Origin of the sequence: Vibrio gelatinilyticus, from assembly GCF_022836845.1 — a bacterium.
Taxonomy (GTDB): Bacteria; Pseudomonadota; Gammaproteobacteria; order Enterobacterales; family Vibrionaceae; genus Vibrio; species Vibrio gelatinilyticus.
This window is the reverse complement of record NZ_JAJNNZ010000001.1, coordinates 344,068-365,829: the sequence shown is the minus strand read 5'-3', so window position 1 is coordinate 365,829 and position 21,762 is coordinate 344,068. Positions and strand designations below refer to the sequence as shown.

24 protein-coding genes and 2 pseudogenes are annotated in these 21,762 nt (G+C 42.0%); 18 read left to right on the top strand and 8 right to left on the bottom strand.

The features are described 5' to 3' along the window. From cas6f to LNL84_RS01615, 14 genes are all read left to right on the top strand, one after another. The gene (cas6f, locus tag LNL84_RS01675) at positions 1–603 is read left to right on the top strand and encodes a type I-F CRISPR-associated endoribonuclease Cas6/Csy4 (protein WP_244354661.1); all 603 of its coding nucleotides are present in this window, start codon (positions 1–3) and stop codon (positions 601–603) included. A 633-nt stretch (positions 604–1,236) separates the two neighbouring features. After that, positions 1,237–1,701 (top strand): hypothetical protein, encoded by a 465-nt coding sequence (locus LNL84_RS01670; protein WP_244354659.1) that lies wholly within the window; start codon positions 1,237–1,239, stop codon positions 1,699–1,701. Positions 1,702–1,895: 194 nt separating this feature from the next. After that, positions 1,896–2,087, top strand: a complete 192-nt coding sequence (locus LNL84_RS01665) for an MbcA/ParS/Xre antitoxin family protein (RefSeq protein WP_244354657.1) — start codon at positions 1,896–1,898, stop codon at positions 2,085–2,087. A gap of 185 nt (positions 2,088–2,272) precedes the next feature. Continuing rightward, on the top strand, positions 2,273–2,536 hold the full coding sequence (locus tag LNL84_RS01660; RefSeq protein WP_244354655.1) for a hypothetical protein: 264 nt from the start codon (positions 2,273–2,275) through the stop codon (positions 2,534–2,536). A 179-nt stretch (positions 2,537–2,715) separates the two neighbouring features. Beyond that, the gene (locus tag LNL84_RS01655; RefSeq protein ID WP_145568542.1) at positions 2,716–3,132 is read left to right on the top strand and encodes a hypothetical protein; all 417 of its coding nucleotides are present in this window, start codon (positions 2,716–2,718) and stop codon (positions 3,130–3,132) included. A gap of 273 nt (positions 3,133–3,405) precedes the next feature. Further along, the gene (locus tag LNL84_RS01650; RefSeq protein WP_244354653.1) at positions 3,406–4,551 is read left to right on the top strand and encodes a YecA family protein; all 1,146 of its coding nucleotides are present in this window, start codon (positions 3,406–3,408) and stop codon (positions 4,549–4,551) included. A 533-nt stretch (positions 4,552–5,084) separates the two neighbouring features. Beyond that, positions 5,085–5,378 carry a DUF6538 domain-containing protein gene (locus LNL84_RS19765; protein ID WP_341829444.1) on the top strand — a complete coding sequence of 98 codons (294 nt, stop codon included), beginning with the start codon at positions 5,085–5,087 and terminating at the stop codon, positions 5,376–5,378. A gap of 303 nt (positions 5,379–5,681) precedes the next feature. Continuing rightward, positions 5,682–6,698: a LacI family DNA-binding transcriptional regulator gene (locus tag LNL84_RS01645; RefSeq protein WP_244354651.1), complete on the top strand. Its 1,017-nt coding sequence runs from the start codon at positions 5,682–5,684 to the stop codon at positions 6,696–6,698. Between the two features lie 130 nt (positions 6,699–6,828). Then, positions 6,829–7,818, top strand: a complete 990-nt coding sequence (locus LNL84_RS01640; protein ID WP_244354649.1) for a TRAP transporter substrate-binding protein — start codon at positions 6,829–6,831, stop codon at positions 7,816–7,818. 51 nt (positions 7,819–7,869) lie between these two features. Beyond that, positions 7,870–8,361 carry a TRAP transporter small permease gene (locus LNL84_RS01635; protein WP_244354647.1) on the top strand — a complete coding sequence of 164 codons (492 nt, stop codon included), beginning with the start codon at positions 7,870–7,872 and terminating at the stop codon, positions 8,359–8,361. Then, positions 8,352–9,611 carry a TRAP transporter large permease gene (locus tag LNL84_RS01630; RefSeq protein ID WP_244354646.1) on the top strand — a complete coding sequence of 420 codons (1,260 nt, stop codon included), beginning with the start codon at positions 8,352–8,354 and terminating at the stop codon, positions 9,609–9,611. Before LNL84_RS01635 ends, LNL84_RS01630 begins: the two co-directional genes overlap by 10 nt. Before the next feature lie 9 nt (positions 9,612–9,620). Continuing rightward, the gene (locus tag LNL84_RS01625) at positions 9,621–10,574 is read left to right on the top strand and encodes a sugar kinase (protein WP_244354645.1); all 954 of its coding nucleotides are present in this window, start codon (positions 9,621–9,623) and stop codon (positions 10,572–10,574) included. Beyond that, a complete protein-coding gene (locus tag LNL84_RS01620) occupies positions 10,567–11,535 on the top strand; it encodes a 2-hydroxyacid dehydrogenase (RefSeq protein ID WP_244354643.1) in 969 nt (322 codons plus the stop codon). Before LNL84_RS01625 ends, LNL84_RS01620 begins: the two co-directional genes overlap by 8 nt. 505 nt (positions 11,536–12,040) lie before the next feature. Continuing rightward, positions 12,041–12,556 (top strand): GNAT family N-acetyltransferase, encoded by a 516-nt coding sequence (locus LNL84_RS01615; RefSeq protein WP_244354641.1) that lies wholly within the window; start codon positions 12,041–12,043, stop codon positions 12,554–12,556. Positions 12,557–12,888: 332 nt separating this feature from the next. Here LNL84_RS01615 and LNL84_RS01610 read toward each other — a convergent pair whose 3' ends face one another. After that, positions 12,889–13,227, bottom strand: coding sequence for a cytosolic protein (locus tag LNL84_RS01610; RefSeq protein WP_244354639.1), 339 nt, complete (start codon positions 13,225–13,227; stop codon positions 12,889–12,891). Positions 13,228–13,617: 390 nt separating this feature from the next. Between LNL84_RS01610 and LNL84_RS01605 the strand changes: the two genes are divergently transcribed. Next, positions 13,618–14,859, top strand: a complete 1,242-nt coding sequence (locus tag LNL84_RS01605) for an esterase/lipase family protein (protein WP_244354637.1) — start codon at positions 13,618–13,620, stop codon at positions 14,857–14,859. A gap of 490 nt (positions 14,860–15,349) precedes the next feature. Here LNL84_RS01605 and LNL84_RS01600 read toward each other — a convergent pair. From LNL84_RS01600 to LNL84_RS01585, 4 genes and pseudogenes are all read right to left on the bottom strand, one after another. Further along, positions 15,350–15,468, bottom strand: a pseudogene (locus LNL84_RS01600) (DUF3429 domain-containing protein); the annotation flags it as partial. A gap of 12 nt (positions 15,469–15,480) precedes the next feature. Further along, positions 15,481–16,110 carry a LysE family translocator gene (locus tag LNL84_RS01595; RefSeq protein ID WP_244354636.1) on the bottom strand — a complete coding sequence of 210 codons (630 nt, stop codon included), beginning with the start codon at positions 16,108–16,110 and terminating at the stop codon, positions 15,481–15,483. A gap of 56 nt (positions 16,111–16,166) precedes the next feature. Beyond that, the gene (locus tag LNL84_RS01590; RefSeq protein WP_244354634.1) at positions 16,167–16,913 is read right to left on the bottom strand and encodes a DUF1989 domain-containing protein; all 747 of its coding nucleotides are present in this window, start codon (positions 16,911–16,913) and stop codon (positions 16,167–16,169) included. 8 nt (positions 16,914–16,921) lie between these two features. Continuing rightward, positions 16,922–17,662: an SDR family NAD(P)-dependent oxidoreductase gene (locus LNL84_RS01585; RefSeq protein ID WP_244354632.1), complete on the bottom strand. Its 741-nt coding sequence runs from the start codon at positions 17,660–17,662 to the stop codon at positions 16,922–16,924. A gap of 94 nt (positions 17,663–17,756) precedes the next feature. On the opposite strand from LNL84_RS01585, the gene LNL84_RS01580 reads away from it, so the two are divergent. Further along, positions 17,757–18,788, top strand: coding sequence for an AraC family transcriptional regulator (locus LNL84_RS01580; RefSeq protein WP_244354629.1), 1,032 nt, complete (start codon positions 17,757–17,759; stop codon positions 18,786–18,788). Between the two features lie 116 nt (positions 18,789–18,904). Next, positions 18,905–19,096 (top strand): annotated as a pseudogene (locus tag LNL84_RS01575) (integrase); the annotation flags it as partial. A gap of 452 nt (positions 19,097–19,548) precedes the next feature. Here LNL84_RS01575 and LNL84_RS01570 read toward each other — a convergent pair. Next, the gene (locus LNL84_RS01570; RefSeq protein ID WP_244354626.1) at positions 19,549–19,731 is read right to left on the bottom strand and encodes a hypothetical protein; all 183 of its coding nucleotides are present in this window, start codon (positions 19,729–19,731) and stop codon (positions 19,549–19,551) included. A 264-nt stretch (positions 19,732–19,995) separates the two neighbouring features. Between LNL84_RS01570 and LNL84_RS19790 the strand changes: the two genes are divergently transcribed. Further along, positions 19,996–20,151, top strand: a complete 156-nt coding sequence (locus tag LNL84_RS19790) for a topoisomerase DNA-binding C4 zinc finger domain-containing protein (protein WP_425244278.1) — start codon at positions 19,996–19,998, stop codon at positions 20,149–20,151. On the opposite strand, the gene LNL84_RS01565 is transcribed toward LNL84_RS19790, so the two are convergent. Both LNL84_RS01565 and LNL84_RS01560 read right to left on the bottom strand, forming a co-directional pair. Next, positions 20,148–20,306 (bottom strand): hypothetical protein, encoded by a 159-nt coding sequence (locus LNL84_RS01565; protein ID WP_244354624.1) that lies wholly within the window; start codon positions 20,304–20,306, stop codon positions 20,148–20,150. The genes LNL84_RS19790 and LNL84_RS01565 overlap by 4 nt on opposite strands. Before the next feature lie 793 nt (positions 20,307–21,099). Next, positions 21,100–21,687 (bottom strand): AAA family ATPase, encoded by a 588-nt coding sequence (locus LNL84_RS01560; RefSeq protein WP_244354620.1) that lies wholly within the window; start codon positions 21,685–21,687, stop codon positions 21,100–21,102. Positions 21,688–21,762: the final 75 nt, after the last annotated feature.

Here is a 21,762-nt window from a genome sequence, read left to right as displayed (position 1 = left end):
ATGAAACAAAGGTATTACGTCTGTATACGCTACCTTCCAGCACAGGCGGACTGTAGCCTTCTTGCTGGGCGGTGTATTAGTCAAATGCACAAGTTTATGATCAATAATAAACAGGTCATGAACCAAATAGGAGTGAGCTTTCCGAGCTGGAGAGTCGATTCCATCGGTAATACCATCGCTTTTGTTTCAGAAGATAAAGAGCTTTTGATTGGACTGTCTTTTCAGCCTTACTTTTCTGTTATGAAAGAAGAAGAGCTATTTGAACTATCAGCGGTGAGCGAGGCTCCAGAAGGAGCTGCTGAAGTGAGGTTTGTCCGAAATCAGGCGATAGGCAAAAGCTTCATTGGCTCTAAAAAGCGAAGAATGAAACGCAGTATGGTTAGAGCAGAACTAGCAGGTGTAGAATCATTACCCGTTGCAGATGAAGATCGCGAGGTTGAACATTTCCATCGAATTCCAATTTCTAGTGGCTCATCTAGGCAGGACTTCATTTTACATGTTCAAAAAGAACGTGTTGGCGAGCGCGTCCGTGCTAGTTTTAATAGTTATGGCTTCGCCACCAACCAAGATAAACGAGGAACCGTACCTGATATTCACTTTTGACCCTTTTTAAGACAAGTATTTTAGTTCTAATAAAAACAGTGAGTTAAAAAGGTGGCGTAAAAAAGGGTATTTTTGGGTTTCTGTGACGTAAATATAGAACTATCAGGCGGTTATGGTCTAAAGTTTACAGTGACCTGCCGCATAGGCAGCTAAGAAATATCAACTCAGAAAGGTAATGAACCTATGAAAGTGACCTGCCGCATAGGCAGCTAAGAAATTATTCAGAATACGCAACATGGGTAGCGACGCGTGACCTGCCGCATAGGCAGCTAAGAATAGGTCAGGAAGAAAGCAACCTACCTGCTGAACAAGTAGTAGATAATCAAAACCATTGAGTTTCGGCTTGATGGTTTTTTGTTAGGTAGTGGCGAAATTCCATGAAGTGTGGGGCGTATTGAGTGTTGCTGACCAAACAGTGAATGTGGATGTTCTTTGGCCAATATGCTGAAGCATTTATGCCCCATTTCAATCTAGCAATGTAATTCACAAGTAACTTCAGCGTCGAAAGATTGACCTAACTTTAGTAATGCTACAGAGTGACTAGTGTAATGGTGGCGATTCAGAGAGTTCTGATAAGAGTGAAGTTCACTAGAAACTACAACACATCTGTACATTAATACTGGGAGGAACCCAATGCAATTAGATAAGTACACTGACACTGATGCTGAAGCGTTGTTGTCTGAGTTGGTAGCGATCAAGCAGCGAGCTTCCGACATGTTTGATGAACTAAAAGAGATCAAAAACGAGCCATCTGCTCAGGAGGTCTATAAACAGATTGGTGATGCAGAGCACCCACTGCCAGATCTCTACGAGCACGCAAGGAGAGATACGTATGACCTTGATACCCTTTTTAGTGAGGCGCTTTATCACTGTACTCACATTGGTGAATTTGCAACCTATCTAGAGGAGAAGCTAATAGCTCCTGATGAAGAAGTATTTCATGCGGCTTTTGCTCACATTAAGCAAAATGGTGATGGTGGGAGTTTTCGGGACATGCTGCGCCTTTTTGGTGATGTAATTAAAATGTACCGTACTACGCACAGGTTGTTGAAGGAATTGAAAGCGACTGTGGCCGCAAAAATGGAGTTAATCCCTTAACGCAAATTATCTACAAATAAACCTTGTATAGGACGAGTGTGTATCATTCCTTACGCCCGTTTCGCGTTATAAATCCATCACGCACACTGCTTCACGCAACATTCGTGATGAACTCATCTCTGTCCCAAAGTGTGTAAGAGTAATATCTATCAGATATACTTTTGAATCATAGTTATTTACTGAGGTAAGCTAACATGAAAAAAGCTCTTTCGTCTGCAGATAGCAACATTCGAACACTAGCATTCGAAGTTTTTGGAAGTGACTCATTGGCTGAAGAATGGTTTCGAAGACCTAATCCAAGTCTGTCAGGGCGCAAACCCATCGACTTAGATCATGACCAACTAACACAGCTACTAAATAGCCTAAAGTACGGAGATTTCAGTTAGAAAGTTAGCCCAACTTTCTAACCGAAGTCATTTTCGTAGGTAACTCAACTTTGCCCACAATCATTCAGGTTGAGGCAAATAACACGAAAATGCCCCTTTCCGTGTTTCAAGGCAGATCTTATGTTATAGCTAGTGCCCTATTATGCTATAAATTATCTACTATCATTTCGAATTGAGAAGTAAGCATGAGTAAAAAACGGTTGTCAGAACAAGATCTTTTAGAAGAGCTAACGAGCCATTCTGCACACTCTGATGAACTTGCGACGATAAGTGAAAAAGATTGGGGATCTTATTCGGGAAATGATAAGACGGACAGTGATTTTCTAGTAGAAAGAGAAGATGTCTTTGATTCTTGCCGAGTTGAATTTGAGGAAGATGAACAAGACCGAGAACTAGTTAAGCAAAGAGAGAACTCGCCAGAGATTGACGTTGATATTGATGATTTGTGAACCATCATTTCTGTATGAGGGAACCAGTCTCCCCTAAATCAAAAATGTCCAGAGCCTTGCTGACTAGGGCTCTGACACAGTTTTGCCCCAAAGCTTGTCTCAAAACAGCTCATACCTTACAGCTGGTAACTCACTATGCTATAAATCATATAATGTTACTTTCAATCGAGGAGCGATCCATGAGCCGTAAACCACTTTCAGAAAAAGAACTGCTTGAGGGTATTACACCCAAAACAGCACACGCTGATGAACTCGCGACTACAAATGAAAAAGATTGGGGATCTTATTCTGAAGATACGGATAAAGCAGAAAGCGATTTTCTTGTTCAAAGAGACGATGTTTTTAACGACACCCGAATGGAAAAAATGCTAAAAATGGCTGAACGCTTTAACAAAAGCGGGAGTGTTGATAGGGAAACTCTCATGAAAGTTAAAGGACTTACTGAATCGGAAATACCGTCAGAAAACGAGTACAGGATGGTTTTAAAGAGGATTGAAACCATATTCGATGCTGAACCAGGCACACCCGAAGGTGACGAACTTGAAAAGCTAGTGACCTGGGTGGAAGCGTATGAAGAAGAGCACTTCCCATTTTAAGCTAGTTAGTCCTCTGCTGACTCATCTTTGCCCCAAGACTTCTCATAACCTGTAACGGGGAACGCCAGATCAGTACACAATAGACTAAGTTAATCTAATCCGTAGTTTGTTCTCTTATATGGAATTTTCCGTAATTCGCCCCCACAACTATATGCCGATTCACACAACAGGTTGACACCAGTTGAGTTTCATAATGAATGGCAGCAACATGGACGGAATGCAAAGACGGAAAAGTCCGTCTATAAATCGTTAAGGCTCACAAAGGAGTTTGGCTTGTACGATAAAAAGATTGGTAGAAATGACCCTTGTTGGTGTGGTTCTCAGATAAAATACAAAAAATGTCACTTGTTTCGTGATAAGCAAGAGCCAATGAAACATTGGGAAATAAACAGAGAGTTTAACAATGTAAACTCACGTAAAAAGTGTTCATGTCCTGACTCATTTAATGAGAGTTGCACGGGAAATGTTATACGAGCTCATACTGTCCCCAAGACTTCCAGTTTGAAAGCAATCTCTGACGCAGGGCATGTCCTTGGGCTTAAAATGAGTTATGAGGCGATCCGAAAGAATAGAGGTAGACCTTTATTAGAGAAGATCGGTATCAATCATGCGTCTACATTCAATGGCTTTTGTAAATATCATGATGACGTGATTTTCGCTCCTTTAGAAAAAGAGTCATTTGTGGCGAGTCAGAAACAGTGTTTTCTACTCGCATATCGAGCTTTTGCTCGGGAGTACTACGCTATAGTAGGTGCTCAAGAGCTTTCCACATTGAGGCATGGTGCAGATAAAGGTAAACACATTGAGGCTCAATTTGATATTCAGATGAACAACTTCCTTTACGAGCTGGGAAACAGAGCGGCCATTGAAGACCTAAACTATCATAAAAGCTATTTTGATAGTGCCTTGGAAAATGACGACTTTTCGACAGCAAGGGCAGTAATATTTACATTCGACGAAGCTCCTCCTGTTATGGTCTGTGGCGGAACCAATCCAGACTTTGACTTTGATGGAAACCCTGTTCAGGACCTAATGGATCTTATGAAAAGGACTGATAACCTCTCTGTTACATCTTATTATGATGGTGAAAAGGGAATTATCGCATTTTCGTGGTTAGAAAATAGTGATGAAACATGCTGCAAAGTAATGTCATCGCTTCTTCATAAAGATCGAGAGGAGTACGTTCCGATCATCATTCAGTACATGTTCAAAAATTTCGAAAATGTATTTGTATCACCGAAGTGGTGGGAGTCTGAAAGCGAGACCAATAGAAAGATTTTGATGAAATTGTTCGGAGACAATATCTCTACCAATATATCTCCCAACGCGAATGGTATTACGAAGCCTTTATCTGTTTACAACTTTCCTCAGCTGCGTGACGTCATTACAGTCGGCTCCCCTTTAAGTACTGAGCCTTAACGATCTGTTTAAGAGTGATTCGCTACGCGTGGCATTTTCAGTGTGCGTTGATTTTAGTGTTTTAGGTGGTCTGCGGCGGATCGGCATTGCGTTACTCACACCTTAACAGGACGTTACTTTTACTAATCCGTTATGTCCTAATTTAGTAATATACCTAAAACATTTCTGTCCAAAAGTTTGTTATAACGTCAGCAGAGCTTTTTGTGATCACCAAGCGATTCTGTCGTACCTTAATTACCAAGCGACTTTGTCATTACGTTAACTACCGAGGTGCGTAGGTCGAAGTATTGTTTGGTGTAACTTTCTTTCATCGTTAAGCTGAACGTCATGAAGAGTTAAATATTAGGACGCTTTATGGTTTTTGTTTGGGACATGTTATAGTTTTAGCTTTGCTGTAAGTTATTGATTTTTAATTGATGGGTGGACGCATTATGCTTGCAACCACACTTCTACTACCTTCTCCTTACTTATCAAGTAATTACCCTTTAAATATAGCTCAGAAAGCCAATTGGTACTAAATAGTGGTACTAAACATGCGCTATCTAACTCAACGTTCTTCTTCAGGTATCTGGTACTTCCGTTATCAAATTCCCGCTCGATTTCGATCTTTTTTTCCATATGGGCGTGAAATCAAGAAATCGCTATCCACTCGTTCACTCAATACTGCTAAATTGAAAGCATCTAGATTGCAGCAGGGTCTGTGGGAGAAAATCGAAGTGTTAGAAAGACATGGCGAGCAGAATGAAAACCTTAGTAACTTCTATTCAATAATGGCAAAGATTTGTCCAATAGAAGAGACGATTTTTCACTATTTTCGAGGAGTTTGAGCAACATCGCCTCATAAGAAGCATTGTAATTTATAGCCCAGTCGGCAAGGGTACCTCTATAGATCATGTAAGTGACATTTGCATTAATTAGGAATATTACAATGCTTGTAAAAACACCCCAAACTCAGTCTGAATCAACGAAACATTACAAAAGCATGTCACACTAGTCTAAAGCGAAGAACGATTCCAGTGATAATTAACGGAATTAAGGGGTAGATCTTTGTTTCGAGTCGATGGGGTTACTCGGTTCTTTACGGCACTTTTATTTTCTGTCATTTTACGTTTTTTATTGATGAGGCTTATATGACAAAAGCAAATCGATTTTCAACCATCTCAGATGTGGCTAAATTAGCAGGCTCAGGTAAAACAAGTGTCTCACGCTATCTGAATGGAGAAAAAAATAAGCTATCCATTGCGCTGCAAGAGCAGATTGCCCGAGCAATAGATGAATTAAACTATCAGCCAAGCCAATCGGCAAGAATGTTAAAGGCAGGGCGTTCGAATCTCATAGGTTTAGTACTTGCAGATATTACCAACTCTTACAGTATCGAAGTGATGAAGGGGATTGAGGCAGTATGCAGAGAGAATAACTTAATGTTATTGGTCTGCAATACCGATAATGACCCCCATTTAAACACCAAAAGTTTGGAGCTTTTGAAATCGCACCGTGTTGATGGGATCATTGTGAACACAGTAGGTATGTCTAAAGACGAGCTAAACAGTTTACAATCAATAGATACGCCTATTGTCTTGGTCGATCGAAGTGCTCCGAGCCTTGATTTGGATTGTGTTGGTGTTAACAATGAAAGTGCGACGCAGCTTGTTGGGCAGCATCTATATGATTTACAGTACAAAAGTGTTTTGGTTGTAACCGCAGACCTAGTTATATCGCCAAGGAAAGCACGAGTTGATGCACTGAAAGAGTTCGCAGAACAACATGATTCATTGACGGTAAAGGTCTGTGAATGGAAGCATGAAGATGCTGATTATTTAGTCAAAGCTCTTCAAGAGTTTTATAGTGAATGCAAGACCACTAAAGCGGCCATCTTTTGTACTAACAGTGTTGTTACCTTAAATGTCGTCAAAATACTCCAAAAAATGGGCGTGGTTATTGGTGATGAGGTTGGGCTTGTTGCTTTTGATGACCCTAGCTGGTGTGAGTTGATTGGTCCGGGAATTACTGCAGTGAGGCAACCGACTTATATGATTGGACAATCGGCGTGCAATACACTTATTGGTCGTATCAATAACCCAAATTTGTCTTCGAAAGACATTCAATTACCAGCAACGCTTATCACTCGTCGATCTACGTCACAATAGTCCACTTATAATCTTGGCAAATTGCCTTGTTGGTCACAAAAAGGAATCGGTTCCACTAACAATGGAACCGATTCCATCGTAAGGTAAGTTGTAAACCTACTCCCCAATAAACGTGAAACGAGATATTACAATGAAAAAGATATTAGCATTAATGGTGGCAGCGACACTGGTTGGTTGTGGTGAATCAAATGAAGAAGCAGGTCCGCTTAAAATCATCGCTGCTCACAACCAAACGAACATTACGAGCCCTTACCAAACAGGTATGCTGGAGCTTGAAAAGGTCGCGGAAGAGAGTGGACTTTTTGAAGTTGAAGTTCACGCAGGTACCATTGGTACTAATGAAAATGAACTGGTAGAGAAGTTAGTACTTGGTGGAGCCGATGTTGTACTTGTTTCCCCTGGGTTTATGACTTCTGCTGGCATTAAAGAAATAGATATCTTCTCACTTCTTTACCTATTTGATGACTATAGCCATTGGGAGCGCGTTGTTGATGGTGAAGTTGGCCAGCAAGTCTCAGATATTGTTTATACAAAGTCTGGTGAGAAATATCGAGTTGCAGCGTATTGGACGGCCGGGGTTCGACACTGGTATGGCGAAAAGCCAATTCAAACTCCTCAAGATGCAAAAGGTTTGACAATTCGTACTCAAACTTCGGGTGTGGTTTCACAATATTGGAAAGATTTAGGCGCAGTACCGACCTCTGTCGCTTGGGCTGAGCTGTATCAAGCATTGTCGAGTAATGTGGTTAGCGCGGCAGAAAATGCCTATCCGTACTTAGTGCCGATGGAGCATCATAAAACAACCAATGGTAAGTTCATTTCAGAAACAGGCCACGACTATACAACTCGTTTACTGTTGGTGAGTAATAAAACTTATGAAGCCTTTACTGACGAGCAGCTGCAAGCTTTCAGTAAAGCCGTTATTGCGGGTACCAAAGCAGAGCGACAAGCACTCTATAGTGAAGAATCTCAGTACAAAGAAAAGGCCATTGCAGATGGCGCAATTGTAAACACCTTGAACCGCACTCCATTTATCACCCAAGCTGTTTCTATTCAGGACTCTTGGTCAAAAAATTCAGGTATGGAGCCAACTCTTAAAGCCATACGTGACTTAAAATAACATGCTACTAGAATGGACAGTGCTATCAAGCACTGTTCATGAGATCCCTTTATGAATAACATCACCACTTTCATCTCTAGATTACAAATTACGATTGGCATTGGCTGTCTCATTGTGTTCCTAGTATCAACATTGATCCAAGTAGGTTCAAGGCACTTTGGCATATCTGTTATTTGGTCTGAAGAGCTGGCCGTTAATTCCTTTATTTGGGCTATGTTCTTAGGCGCAGCGGTCATGGTCAAAGAAAAAGAACATTTTAGCTTTTCTGGGTTGACGGCAAAGCTAGAAGGAAAAAAACGTTCGCTCCTCATTATCTTACAAAACATCATTATGTTGGTGTTTTGTGTACTTTGTTCGATTTACTCGATTGAGATAACTGAGACATTTTGGAATTCACGCTGGATTTCATTGCCAGAGTTAAAACAAGGATATGTATGGTTGGTATTACCAATCACATTCATGACATCCGCCATATACCTAGTTGAAAACATAGTAAAAGAAAGTGTAGTGTTAATTGGAAGAGGTACTTTGCTATGGAACTAGCATTGGTTACGATATTGTTTATCGGATTGATTTTTATTGGAGTTCCGATTGCCTTCTCTATCGGGATTTCTGCTTTGGCAGGCATATCTACAATGGCTGGCACCCCTAATACTATGATACCGATGAAAATGTTCTACGGGCTAAACTCATACGTATTATTGGCTGTACCACTGTTTGTACTGACCGCAAACTTAATGAACCATGGCAATATTTCCCGCCGACTTATTGATTTTTCGGTTGCATTAGTGGGTAGAAGACCTGGTGGCTTAGGGCACGCTAATGTGGTGGTCTCAATGCTGTTTGCAGGCGTTAGTGGCTCTTCGACCGCTGATACAGCGGGTGTGGGTAAAGTCCTTATTCCTAACATGATCGAGAAAGGTTATAGCAAGGAACTCGCTGTTGGTGTTACGGCAGCTTCATCAACTATTGGATCTATCATTCCACCAAGCATCGTTATGGTGATTTATGGCGGGCTTACCAATACTTCCGTTGGCGCGCTATTCATTGGAGGTTTAATTCCCGGGCTATTAATTGGTTTAGGGATGTTGCTGGTTATCTGGTACCTAGCGAAACGAGACAATCTTCCCGTTGCTGATAGAATATCGCGCGCTGAATTCATTACTTTAGCCAAAGATGCGATACCAGCAATGATCACTCCCCTTATCATTATAGGTGGTATCGTATTTGGAGTCTTTACTCCAACAGAAGCAGCTGCATTTGCTGCCATCTATGCATTCTTGTTGAGTTACTTTTACTACCGTTCTATCTCATTGCGAGATTTGGGCGTTATCTTTAGTGAAACCTTAAAGTTAAGTTGCTTATCGTTGTTTGCCCTAGCTATGGCATCAGCACTTGGCGAGTTCTTAGGTTATTACAATATCAATAGTATTGTGGCTGGCTTTTTTAGTGACTTTGAAGATAGTACTTATGTGTTCTTATTACTCATTGTTGTTTTCTTTTTATTCATTGGGACTTTCATGGATGCAATACCTGCTATGGTGTTGTTTGTGCCTGTTATCTACCCAGTTGCATTATCGATGGGCATTGACCCAGTTCAGCTTGGTATCATTGTCATTATCACCTTATCGATGGGTCTAGTAACGCCGCCTTATGGTTTATGCCTGCTGATCTCTAGCACAATCGGAGACTTACCTGTTGATCGGTCATTCAAAGCGGTAATTCCATATCTCGCTGTTATTCTGCTTACGTTATTGCTGACAATGTTTGTGCCAGCAATACTGCTTAACTAGGCTCATTCCATGAAATCGTTTTTTACTATTGGTGAACCTATGGCGCTATTAAGCGCCATCCAGTCAGGCTCGTTAAATACTGTTGATGGGTTTACTCGAAGCCTTGCCGGTGCAGAGGCCAACGTGGCTATTGGAATGGCTCGGTTAGGGTTTCACACATACTATCTAAGTAAAGTCGGTACTGACTGCTTTGGGCGGTTTATTGTAGATACGTTAGAGAATGAGGGAGTCGATACGAGATACATTACCTCTTCCTCCTCTCATTCAACGGGAATGGTCGTTAAAGCTTTGTCTCAAGATGGTAGCGACCCGGCGGTTGATTATTTAAGAAAAAACTCGGCGGCGAGTAGCATGCATTGCCATGACTTTTCTGACGTGGTCATTGAAAGTGATAGCCACCTGCACGTAACGGGCATTTCATTAGCTTTGTCACCTCATACAAATGAACTCTGCCACGATTTAGTTTCACGAGCTCAAAGATCAGGCGCGTCAATTTCTTTTGATCCGAACATAAGGCCCGCACTTTGGACGAGTGAACAAGATATGGTAAGCGCACTTAATGATATGGCCATGCGGTGTAATATTGTTCTTCCGGGTCTATCAGAGGGGTGCTTATTAACTGGTTTCGAAACACCTGAAGAGATAGCACAATTCTACTTAAGCTCTTCCAACGTTACTTTGGTGGTGATCAAATTAGGCGAAAATGGCGCCTATTATCATGACAAAACACGTGGTGAAGGCTATATCGATGCTGTCGAAGTCCGTCATATTGTTGATACGGTCGGGGCAGGGGATGCTTTTGCCGTTGGTTGTGTTTCAGCTTTACTCGAGAACCTAGATTTGCAACAAGCTATCGGGCGAGCCACGCTTTTTGGGGCAACAGCGTTAACCGTGCGTGGAGATAACGAATCGCTTATGAACCGAGAACAGCTCTTGAGAATGCAAGGAGCGACCCTTGTCTAAAGTTGTAGTGTACAAAGCCCTACCTAAAGAGGCGCTAGAACTGTTACGTTCACATCATGACGTCTGCTATTTACCAGATCTAAAAACGGTAAACGAGTCGTTTTTAACTGAGCTGAAAGATGCTGAGGGTATTCTTGGTGCGAGTGTCACTTTGAGCGAAAGTACCCTTGCACATGCACCGATACTTCGAGCCATCTCTACCATTTCAGTAGGGGTTGATCGATTTGATATCCCAGCACTAAATCAAAGAAGAATCCCACTGATGCACACTCCGGGGGCTGTCACGGAAACGACTGCGGATACCGCGATGTTACTAATGTTGATGTCTGCTAGGCGTGCAGTAGAAATGTCTGATTTGGTGCGTTTGGGGTTGTGGAGGTCTAGCATCACTCCCGATCACTTTGGTTTTGATATACATGGGAAAACACTTGGCATTATAGGTATGGGGCGAATTGGCCAAGCTGTAGCCAAAAGAGCTCACGCCGGTTTCAATATGAAAGTTATGTATTATAACCGCTCTCAAAATAAGCAAGCTGAGCAACAAAGCTCCGCTCTAAAGGTTGATCTAGATACCTTGCTCATTAACTCAGATTTCATTTGTGTATTGTTGCCATATAATGAGCAAACTCACCATTTTATTGGTCGTGATGAGTTTCAGAAAATGAAGTCCTCGGCGATATTTGTCAACATCTCTCGAGGAAAAGTGGTGAATGAAAAGGCGCTTGTTGCCGCATTAGAAGAGCGCGATATCTACTCTGCGGGACTGGATGTTTTCGAGGTTGAGCCTTTACCTGTTGAGTCACCCCTAATCACTATGAAGAACGTGACATTATTACCTCATATAGGTTCTGCAACGCATGATACTCGATACAACATGGCTATGATGGCGACCAAGAATCTGATAAACGCAATGGCGGGAAACATCGAGCAGCATTGTTTTAATGTTGATACAATTAAATAACTCAAAGTGAGTTAGGCTTCAATATGTTATGAGAGACATTTGAGGTGTTTATATACGTTTACCGCCATCTAGTATGTGTAATCAAATATGTACTAAAAGAATTAGCATACTTTTTCCTATTAAATTAAATACTTACCATGTTTAGTATGATTGTCACTATAAATTTATATGTTGCTTGCAACCACATTAGAAAAGCCGCTATTTAATAGCGGCTTTTTGCTTTTCTATGGCTTAGTCGTAAACACGCTCCATAGCGACTAACCCCCCATAAGAAGTGTCGCTACATTAGATGAATGCTCTCTTCACTCGAAAAAAGTAAGCTCATACAGCACCATTTGACACTTAAATACCAAAAAGCAGCCGTCTTGGTCTTATGCTCACCCAGTGTGTGCATCTGAAATCGTCATTCGCCTCAGTACCTTGAATTTAAGCATTGACCTGACTATAGCTTTATAGTTTAAAGTCTGCCATTCACAAAAGTAACGGAACCTAGTTAAGGGCGAAAATGAACATTAGAGCAGAAACCCATACTGATAGTAGAGCAATTGAAGAGCTGACCTATAAAGCGTTTGAAAATCATCCTCATCATGCACCTGGCGCAAAACCTACAGAGCATGAGATCGTCAATAGACTTCGTGATAGCGGCGCGTTGACATTATCATTGGTAGCCGAAGATGAAACAGGCATTGTTGGACACATCGCCCTATCACCAGTGGCGATCGATAACGCGGTATCGAATTGGTATGGGCTAGGTCCGGTGTCTGTCGCTCCAGAACGTCAAAGAGAAGGTATTGGCGGTCAGTTAATCAAGAAGGTAATAGAGCAGATAAGAAAACAGGGTGCAGAAGGCATAGTTTTGCTTGGAGACCCAGAATATTACCGTCGCTTTGGCTTTGAATCCCATGGTAATTTAACTTTGCCAGGGGTGCCTTGTGAATATTTTATGGTTCAGTCATTACGCGCTGATGAAGTAGCAATACCAAAAGGTGAAGTGAGCTATCATCAAGCCTTCAACGAGTAGTTTTCTGTTGTAGCGAAGCTTGGCAGTGTCTTCGTTAATTTCTCTTTGAGCCAGAACGATAATCGCTTCTTCATAGCGTTCGTACTGGCTTAACGTTCCCCCTATTTCGGAGTTACTTACCGTAAATACTCAAGCTAAAAAAGACGTACGCTCAAATATTGTCATTCCCGCGAAGACAGGAATCTAACGAGCACGAGCATTGTACTCGTTTAACTACGTTCGTGACTTGGTTCGGTTTAGGGGTGGGTTTCAACGCAAAGAGCGTAAAACACTTTTGCTCCATTTCCTTGCTAGGAATGCCAATTCGCCGAATTCAACTTACTGAATAATTTTCAGTCCATTCGGGTAATAAAGGTTTGCTCGTCATCCACAAAAGCCACAAAGCCGCCATGATAGATAAACACCCGACCACGCCCCTCAACTAAGCAGGCAAGCTGTGGGTTCAAATCTTCCGAGTTGCTCAGGCTTTGAAAAGTGCCGGTATCGGTGATTACGCCGCTAAGTGTAGGCAAATATCCATATGTGCGCTTTGCTTGATCAATCAGGCTCAATTCGCTGGCGGTAGAGAAGCAAGAAGGGATTTCACCGGCTTCTTCGATAAACATGGTTTTTAGTTCTTCAAAAGCTGTAATCACCAGCCAGTCGATGCCGTTAACGTGGTGGATAAACATAGAGTTTCTCGGTAATTCTGATGCGGAGATTTTATCACTATCAGGGGGCAACGTAGTAGAGATTTAGTTGCTAAAAGCGGTAATTCTGTGCCATTTCCGGACATTCACGAGGCCAACTTGAAGTCCGTTTTTGTCGAGAGCCCTCACCGTCGGCGCTTTGTAACTCAGAAGTGCCCATTCGGTGTTTCAAACCATCCCAAAATCACCGTCATTCCCTTGAAAAAGGGAATCTCATGCAGCGCGTTGCAAAGCTGAGTTACGTGACTTATTCGAAGATTTTCAGTTACCCATATGCTTGAGTATTAAATAAGTACTGTCCAGTTGTGATTGAGATGACACTGCAACCAACGTGTTAAGTGTTAGACTTAAACGATTCTTGGAGGAACGTTTATGCCTAAATATGCCGCAATTAAGGGGATTACGAAACTACGTGGATCTGACTTACGAGGTCTGAGTAAAGTTGTTCATCAGCTCACCCTTGATATTACTGAGGTGACAGAAGGTGTTCACCAAGCGGTTTATACTACCTTGGGCATGCCTCATGGCCCCTCGTCACGTAAGTGTCGTGGGCTAACGGGCAGCATATACAGACTGATCTATGGTACAACGAATGTAGTCGGTAGCGGGGTAGATAAGCTTTTTGCTTATAACGAAACACGGATTAAATCTATTGATAGTCGTGACGCATACGATCCCCAACGATTGGCAACCTTATCTTTTTTAAATGGGATCATAGGTGATCGCTTTGTCGCTGATGGAAATCCTCTGGCATTGCCGATGACCATTTTTTACGGCAAACAGCCATTAGATGCCACCGACGTTTCTGCTGTGGTTCTCCCCACTAATAAAGTGCTGCTCATGGTTCACGGTCTGTGCTCTAGTCCACTTCACTGGGAAGGACTGGCTCAACAGCAGAGTCATAGTGAAGCACTTGTATCCGCTCATGGCTATACCCCCCTCCACCTGCACTACAACAGTGGTTTGCATGTCTCACAAAATGGTCAGGCACTGGCCGTACAGTTAGAACAAGTTGTACATCAATGGCCAGTGACAATAGACGATTTAACCTTTATCGGGCATAGCATGGGTGGTTTAGTGATACGCAGTGCATTGTATTATGCCGAAAAACTCGGCCTGAGTTGGCACAAGAGCGTTAAGCACGCATTCTTTTTGGGTACCCCCCATAAGGGAGCGCCACTAGAGCGTGCAGGCAACACACTTTCTGCTATGCTGGAACGTGTTCCTTACACCGTTGCATTCTCAAAGCTCACTCGGTTACGCAGTGCTGGTGTGACCGATCTTCGCTATGGTTATATCCGTGATGATGATTGGCAGTCGAGCTGTCGTTTTACTGCGCCAGTTGAGCGACCGCAAGTTATCGCATTACCGACGTATATACAAACCTATGCGGTGGGTTCAATAATTCAAAAAGCACACAACTATATCGCTGATCATTTAGTCGGTGATGGACTCGTACCTTTGACAAGTGCGTTAGGGGAGAATGCCAACTCATCGCGAGCCTTGCGATTTACGCAGACCGAAACTTTACAAAATATCCACCACATGGAACTCCTTAATCATCCCCTTGTTACCAGGCAATTATTGTCTTGGCTTGATACATCGTGTGCGTGAGTTGCATTTTGTGGATCAAGAAATGAAACGAGTGAAGGTTTTATCAACCGCCCACCGATTTGGTTGACTTACCTTTATTCACTAGCGAGTTTCGATGGACTGGTGATAATTGTGAGCACCAAGGGATTCTGTCTTACTCTAACTACCAAGCGACTTTGTCATTACGCTAACTAACGAGCTGAACGATAATTCACATTTGATCAAACTATAAAAGCGAAGAGCTTACGATAAACATATCCGCTATTAAGTCGATCAAAATTTATTGTTCTCCGATATCTATTGTGGGAAAGTAATAAAGTCTGATACTAAAAAGGCAGCGAAGATTCGATCTCGCTGCCTTTTTGTTGTTTGCTCTTAGCGCATTTATGTCCCAAAACTTGTTACGCTTCTAAATAAGATACAGATAGTGACTTGGTTTCGATATACAAAAAGTAATATCTGGAAAAACGCAAGACTTGCCCCTTTGGTACGCGATACATGCGTAAATCGCTTAAGTCAACATTACTATACCTTGCATTAAAACCACGCTAGAGGTCAATCTGGTCCGCATGTCAAAATAGCCATCGGGGCCTTTACTCTGGTCATTGACCTTTCCGTGCGCCAAATAGATTCGCTTTGAGCTTATTTACTTGAAATGGCCAAAGTGCTACCAATAGTAATAAAAAAACTGCCTAAACATCGGTTAAGTCTTAGCATTTTTTTCGAGCAACTAAACCATGGGGAAACTTTTAAGCCAATACTTGAATATAGGAACATAGCTGCAAAATCGATGACAAACCATGTGATTGCTAAAATAACAAATTGGTGAGTTTGTGGCTGAGCCATGGAAATAAAGTTGGGGAATAAGGCGCTAAAAAAGATAATGTCCTTCGGATTACTTATTCCAACCATAAACCCTTTCTTAAAATTTTGTGTATGTTTGGTATTTTCACCATTCATATTGCAATCAGATAAAGTGACTTGTTGAACACCTTCCCGCCACATACTGATGCCAAGGAAAACTAAATACGCGGCGCCGATGAGTTTTACAACTAGAAATGCATTGACAGATGCAGCAAGTAAAACACCCAACCCGAACGCTGACAATGACATCAAGCATAGAGCAGCGGCACATCCACCTAATATAGTTGGAATTGAATGCACTGCTCCAAACTTCACTCCATGATGTAAACACAAAATTGCACCAGGCCCTGGTGATAGAATGAGTAAACTAATGACTCCAACGTAAGCTAACCATAAGCTGATTTCCATATACTTTTTAATCCTTGTTATGCGTTTTTTTATAAAGAGGTAATAATGATAGGTGCTTATGCATCAGGCCATTCTAATACTTCATATGCTAATCCGTTAGCAGTAATCTTTTCAGGTTCGGTCATAGGTACTGAGTAATCACCAACAGGGCAAGCAGAAACAGCGACTAATATATCCATATCAGCTACAAACTCTACAAAATCACCTGGATTACTCTGGCTTGGCATACTATCACCACTTCCATCAGCTTGGATGAAACTTGGCTGAAACACCATAAAGTTATCGTGAATGATATCTTGTTCGCCCATGCCAAATTCAGACACAGCCTGAATACCATTATCGTGACAACTGTTATGACCTTTCACACCGCTTAGCATTTCCCATTGAGCTTGTGTGCAATGCCCACCTAATGCAACATGGTTGCGGAAGTTTTCTGGAAGTGTTGGGTTACCAGAGTGTTCAACAAGCATCGTCGCCATAGGACGAACATGCGGCATACATGACCACAGTTGACTGTACTGACCTAAATAAGCGCCTTCATATAAAAAGGTGGTGTGCCCCATAAAGTGCTCAGAGCGGTCGTGTTGGTTAAAGACCCAGACATCACCAATTTGAGGACCATCTGCTTGGATGATTCTGAATACTTGACCTTTATTGACCTTGAATGCTTTACCGCTATGGCGGTTAATGTAGCCATGAGTTACTGGGACTAACTCATCACGTTTTGTCGACATTTGAAGGTATTTTTCGTCAATAGGTGAACCCATTAACATGCCACTTTTCTTTGTTACTTGTTGTGTCATAATTGTGCCTACCAGTTAATACGTTGACGGTCAGTGAAAAAGCCCGCTGTTGGGCCGTTATCATCTAAAGTGGCTAACCAAACTGAGGTATCAGCGCCTTCTTTGACCGTCTTAGGTCTGTCTTGCGAGTCACCATAATCTGGCAGATCATCTAAATTCATATCGGTTTCAACCCAACCAGGGCAACAGCTGTTGACCTTGCCGTTAAACTCTTCAAGTGCTTTTGCAAACAAAACTGTATTGGCATTGACACCTACTTTACTCATTTGATACGCGGCACAAATATCATCTTTCAGCGGTGAATTCATATCACTTAACTGTTCTAATTGAGCAACCTGAGTCGAAAGGTTAACAATACGAGGGGCTGAAGATTTCTTTAGCAGCGGAATGAGCGTTTGAGTGAGTAAAAAAGGCCCGATCTGGTTGATCTCCAATACTTCACGTAACATCTCTTCTTGCATCTCAATAGGACCAATACCAAAGTCCTTTAAAATAGCCGCATTGTTGATAAGAGCATCTAGATGTCCAAATTCACTTTCAATTACGCTAGACACCTTTGAAAAGCAGCTGCTATCGGCAAGGTTTACCGTGACAGAAATCGCTTTATGACCTGCTTGGGTAAAGGCAGTCGCTTTTTCTGTGCAGTCTTGAACATCTGCCATAACAATGGCATAGCCTTGTTCCAATAATAATTCACAAGTAGCGTAACCAATACCTTGGAATGCACCTGTAACTAGTGCGACTTTCATACTGTTTTCTCCTATTGATTAACTTCTGTGGCAAGAATAGCTAATATCATTGGTACAAAATGGTCTTTATAGCTCATATTTTTTGGTGATTAAAATGATGGATAATTTGTCCAGTGTATTGGGTAAACTAAGCATTGCTTATGATTACAATTTAGATACCCTAAAAAGCCTTAGTGAATTATTTAAATCTTATCAATGTCATACCGAGTTAAGTCGTGAAGTGGATGCCTTGCTTATCGCCAGAAAGGCGTTGACTTTAGTCGAACTGACAGACATTCATCATTCTGCAATTGAGAGCCTGCTCAAGGCAGGACACGCTGATGCAGGGTTTCGACTTGGTAATCGATTTAACATCGACAGTTTTGGAAGTTTTAATATTGTGTTGAGAAGCACACCAAGCTTAGGCCATGCAGTTGAACTGGTGTGTCATTACGCACCCCAGTTCGAAGCCATTTTACAGATGCAATATGATCAGCCAGCTGGTCGATTACGGCTCGGTTTCGATAGTTCAACGGTCAAACATTGGCAATATGAGGATGCATTAATGGCCACTTGGCAAATGCTTCGACAACTAACAAACCAAAAATTAATTGCCAAGAAACTGGCGGTTCAAATTCCTCAACCTATTCATTCAGAGCTCTACCTCGAAGAATTTGGGGTAATGGCAACATTTAATGCTGAAACGACGTTTATTGAGTTGGCAGATCAAGATTGGCAAAGAAAGGTGGGGAGGTTTTGCGCTCCGGTGCAAGCATTGTTTGAGTCATGGCTCCAGGGTGATAATAGTGACATTGATCCGTGGTTGAGCGATGTTTACAAAAATATTTATCAAGGTTTATTGGCAGGTAATGAGGAATTTACACTCGATAGATTAGCATTGCAGCAGCATTGCAGCTTAGCGACGATGAAAAGAAGGTTAGCTGCGCAGGGTAAGACATTTACGCAAATCAAAGATGAAGTCATGATGGTCACCAGTTATCACTATTTAACCATGAGCTCGTTACCCATTGACCACGTATCAAATTGGCTTGGTTTTCATAATCCTAGTAACTTCAATCGTGCTTGTAAGCGTTGGTTTGGCTGCTCTCCCAAAGCATTTCGCCTCCATCAAGTAGAGAAAGTTTGAGTCAGAACCAACTCTTAGTTCTTGTCATGTATATTCTGCGTGCGATTTATGCACTCGCTTCATCGATTGGAGTTGTGCCAATAACGAAAAAAGTCTCCTATAGTTAGGCGCTCGCTTTAGGTCATAACCCTGATCTCTATGGTACTCATTCACTACGCCAAACCAAAGTTACATTGATTTACCAGCAGACTAAAAACATTTGAGCTATTCAGCTGTTGCTAGGGTACGCAAAGATCAAAAACACCATCAAATATTTGGGTATTGAGTTGGAAGATGCCCTTCGTCTATCCAAAGAAATTGAGAGCTGATTGATAAGTTTTAGTTATCAACACTAGGAGCATCAGATCTTTCAATCTAACTCACTTCTGTCCATTTTCCTTCCAACTACAATCGTGATGACCCCGCCATGCACACTCCAAGAAGAATAGACACAGCTATAACGACAAGTGTTACACTACCCATATTCTTATTTAACCATTCCATTCCATTGATCCTACTATGATTCGTAATACTGTCTTTAAGGATTCCGCGCCATTACCCAATTACTGCGCAGTTTCGTTGTCTACGGGATGCTGCATCGCAAAATCCGTCTTGTTCATTAGCCACCATAGTTTTATACGCACGCTCACATTCAACTTTAGGGATCCTTACTAGTCCGTAGAAGATACCATCACTATGAACAGCACGTCGATACTGGCGGGATTTTAGCAGCCTCACTTCTGACGTTTGTTTGTCGACCACTTTTGAGAACACGCGATACTTACTCCCCCTGACTGTCTCCAACCACTTCTTCTCGATTATAGCTATTACGTTTTACCTCACTACTCCATGACGTTGCAATCATGCTTCGCCCTCGTTCCATTAGGCGATCTTCCTGTATGGAATATGGGTGGCTACTATCATAATCGATAACAGCCAGTTCAAAGTGGGTCGCTTCAGTCAAGTTCTTTGAAATCAACAATGATGTGTTTTACAACGCAAGCCACAACGATGGCTAATACAGTTGGTATAACGTATGTAGTTTCTGCGTAGTACTGGATGATGGATTCGATCATTTTTTACTCGCTATCTAATATCTACTTGGTGTTTTTCTGCTTAACGTATTGTCTTTGCAGCTATTAATTATTGTTTCCGCATCTTATATTAGGTGCCCGTAGGTTTTATAGCAACGCCCCTAGCGCGACGTATATCACTCTATAACTAAGCCCTGTATTTTAATCAAACCTATAACCTACCTCTTTATCCGTTCTGCCCAGAATGCAACAGCGATATGGCTCTGAAAAAGTCTAAAAAGGGAAAATTTTTCGAGTGCACCTCGTACCCTAAGTACAAAAAACATTTGAGGCCAATTGACTTGGATTAGCGCTCAGCAACCAATGCAGTCACCTCAACCTTATCCAACCCAAAAGCAGCAACAATTTGTCGCTGCTTGTTGATGCACAAATACTCGGAAGGACTTTTTACCAACAAGTTATAGGAACCATTGCAATCCATTGAGCTCTCACAGAAATATTCCATCTTCACCACCTCTAACGACCGAGCCTCTATTTGAGGAGTAAGTAAGAAAAGTACCTTTGCCTCCAAAAACTGCTCCCAAGATACACTCTTAAAAATTCACTCAGTACCAAGGGGCATCACCTTTTTACTCAATAGGAACTCACGATATAAATTTGCCATCTTTCGTGTGTTATGCAATTTCGTCCCCCCTCCAATCGTATTTGGAGACAGCTTAACAGGGTGCGACACTTGATTTAACTCAACGTAATACATGTAAACTTCCATTAGATGAAATCTAAATTAGCACAAGTCAAATGGGGTGCAAGAGCGCTCGCAAAAACAAATCGACCCGAAGATCGATTTGTTTACATAAAGTCCTCACGGGGCTTATTTCCAAAAATACAGAGAACTGAGTTCAGCCATTCCGTTTTTCAATTAGAAATGGAAAGCGAATGGTTGAAGTGCTCTTACCACATTTTTTTGCAACAATCCCGTTAGTTATATAACACACAAATGTCCAAAAACGACTTACATTGACGACTTGATGGCAAATTGTAGCGTATTGTTGAAAATCTCTTCGTTTAGCCAGTAGAGGAAGCTCTTGGACTTGCTTCAGGCCGTTGAAAATCGTAGCAGGGTACAGAGCGACTGACGATAAGATTCGATATCAACGTCGGCCTCAACATCACCAAAGGTCCACGGGCGCATGGTTTGCTTTGCGAGGCTGCGAAGAGCAATGAATGATAAACCTCGGCTCACTCTTCAAAGCTGCTGGCAAAATTGCCACGATAAGCTTAATAACGATGAAACAGCGTTATGATCTTTGATAACGGTTTATCACGTTCTCTAACGTCATTATGCCAAAGGTGATTTTTCTTACAAACGACTCAGAGCTGCCAACAAAGTAGAACTGTGGGTGTCTAGACCAAACCTTCTGCAATTTTTTATCGAGTAGGGCCGCTTGGCTGGTGGATTCATTTCGAAGTGGATTATTACTGCTGATATCTTGTCCGGTCGCGGCGGCTGATTCAAAAAAAATCACCGCATCATAGCGCGAGATTTCCTGCTCGAACGTAGACCCCACTTCTTCAAAAAAGTCTTCTTCTGTCCCAGGCCAGTAGGCTAGCCCGTCCAGTGAGCCGCGATCGCAGACAATTAGTCTCGCTGGGTATTGGGTTTTGTGGATGTCTTCTAAATTTTTTTGCAGTTGGAAAATGGTTTTCTGAACCATCTTAATTGTTGGCTCGTCTTCACAGCGCTTGATCCCTCCGGAAAAGAGCACAGTAGCAGCCTCTGGTACGACCGCGATTTTATCGCACAGTTCTCTGCGAAATAAATCCAGCGCGGTCGTTTTACCGCCACCAGGGCCTCCTGTTACCACGACTTGTAACTGCTTTTTCATGACGGCCTCGAACTGTCTGGTTATTATATAAAAAGCGTAGTCAATATTTGGTGATTGCTGATCGCAAATTGACGT